The sequence below is a fragment of the Ruoffia sp. FAM 24228 genome (assembly GCF_045528575.1).
In the GTDB taxonomy this organism is placed as follows: Bacteria; Bacillota; Bacilli; order Lactobacillales; family Aerococcaceae; genus Ruoffia; species Ruoffia halotolerans.
The window spans coordinates 1-1704 of record NZ_JBGQQZ010000128.1; the positions used below are offsets into that span (position 1 = coordinate 1).

3 protein-coding genes are annotated in these 1704 nt (G+C 38.4%); 1 reads left to right on the forward strand and 2 read right to left on the reverse strand.

The features are described 5' to 3' along the window. Positions 1–89: 89 nt before the first annotated feature. Positions 90–245, forward strand: coding sequence for a hypothetical protein (locus tag ACEN33_RS12220; RefSeq protein ID WP_407093814.1), 156 nt, complete (start codon positions 90–92; stop codon positions 243–245). 256 nt (positions 246–501) lie between these two features. Here the strand turns inward: ACEN33_RS12220 and ACEN33_RS12225 are convergent, their stop codons facing one another. Beyond that, positions 502–693 (reverse strand): hypothetical protein, encoded by a 192-nt coding sequence (locus ACEN33_RS12225; RefSeq protein WP_407089550.1) that lies wholly within the window; start codon positions 691–693, stop codon positions 502–504. 25 nt (positions 694–718) lie between these two features. Beyond that, the gene (locus ACEN33_RS12230) at positions 719–1513 is read right to left on the reverse strand and encodes a hypothetical protein (RefSeq protein ID WP_407095194.1); all 795 of its coding nucleotides are present in this window, start codon (positions 1511–1513) and stop codon (positions 719–721) included. Between the last annotated feature and the right edge of the window lie 191 nt (positions 1514–1704).

The following is a 1704-nucleotide window of genomic DNA, read 5'->3' on the forward strand; positions in this document are numbered from 1 at the left end:
CTTCTAAATTTAAGGTAATATTTAATTGAGCCATAATAATCTTCCTTTCAATGTTTGTCTGTCAACTACATTGTACCAAAGAGATTATTATGGTTTTTTACTTTTACACAATTATATGGGCTTTATCGAATGGGATGGTGGTTTGGCTTGAGTTGAAGCAACTTGAGACAAATGGGATGGTGGTTTGGCTTGAGTTGAAGCAACTTGAGACAAATGGGATGGTGGTTTGGCTTGAGTTGAAGTAACTTGAGACGAATGGGATGGTGGTTTGGCTTGAGTTGAAGCAACTTGAGACAAATGGGATGGTGGTTTGGCTTGAGTTGAAGCAACTTGAGACAAATGGGATGGTGGTTTGGCTTGAGTTGGGGTAACTTGTGACAAATGGGATGGTGGTTTGGCTTGAGTTGAGGTTACTTGAGACGAATTGAATTGGAGTCTGTCTTTAGCCAACAAAAAAGAACCTAATCACATTTCTGATTAGGTTCTTCTATTGCATTTTGCTTACTTACGATTTCTCGGATGATCCGGATGATGTGGGTCGCCACCATAGGTTTGTTCACGAGACTCTTCAAGCTTTTCTTCCTCTTGCTTATCTGAGCTATCTTTATCACGGTTACGTGGATGGTCTGGGTGATGCGGGTCGTTATAAACTTTGCGTTTCACTTCTTTTTCAGAATCTTTTTCAAAAGCCATTTATATTTCACCTCCAGGCGAGTAATTAATTTGTTACCCAATTTTCAACAGTATACTTACCATCAACTTCTTCTACCTCTTCAGTCATAAACAAACTTTCGCCGTCGAAGACATATAAGACAGAGTCATTAATTAACATCGCGTATTGAGCTTCCGAGTCATCGTTAAGTTGAACACTTTCAGGGTCAATCAATTCAACTTCGGTATCCTGTGGAAAACTTGTGTTAGTTCTTAGATGCATGGCTAGGACAAGTTGCATAAATTCATTCTCAGATTGGTAAGCCATCTTGAAATCATTATGCTCTATTAAATCATTATCAAAACTCTCTTGAAGTAATTCATATGTGTGGCTTTCTACTAAGAATTCATCTTCATGCCCTTCTTCAACCGATGAAAACTGCGTCATAATCTGCTCTTCACTATCTAGTCCGATTAAATGATTCACATCTACAGCAACCACATCATCAGCTAAGTATAGGCCAACATTTTGGTATACACGTGCGTTCTGGGGATTCTCTCTCAAATCAAAAGCTAAATTCATGTAGGGATATAAACGGTCTGCTTCTCCGTTCTCATCTAAAAGAACGACCGGTGAGATAGTTTTACCAATTAAGCCTGAACCCAGACCTCCTTCGCCCTCGCGTAAAGCACCAGTAAGAATGATTAAATCTTGATACATTGCTTCAGTGCTTTCAACTTCGCCCTCTTCGTTTGCAAAAAATCTAATACCTCGCTGTTCTGGGGTATTCACAAAATAATAGGATAAGTTAAATAAACCATCTTCACTAATTGATAAAATCAATTCTAAATCAGTATCCAAATCTTCAACTCTAGCTTGGGCAGTATAAAGACCAACGTAATCATCAGTAGCTTCTGGTGCTTTATAGGGAGTGTCAATAATTATGTGTAAATGAAGTACTCCTTCTATAAAATCGATTTATTAATTTGTTAATCTTTCAAACATTTTTTCTAGCTCTGCTTCAGCTTGTTGGAAGCCGCGGTGAATCCGTG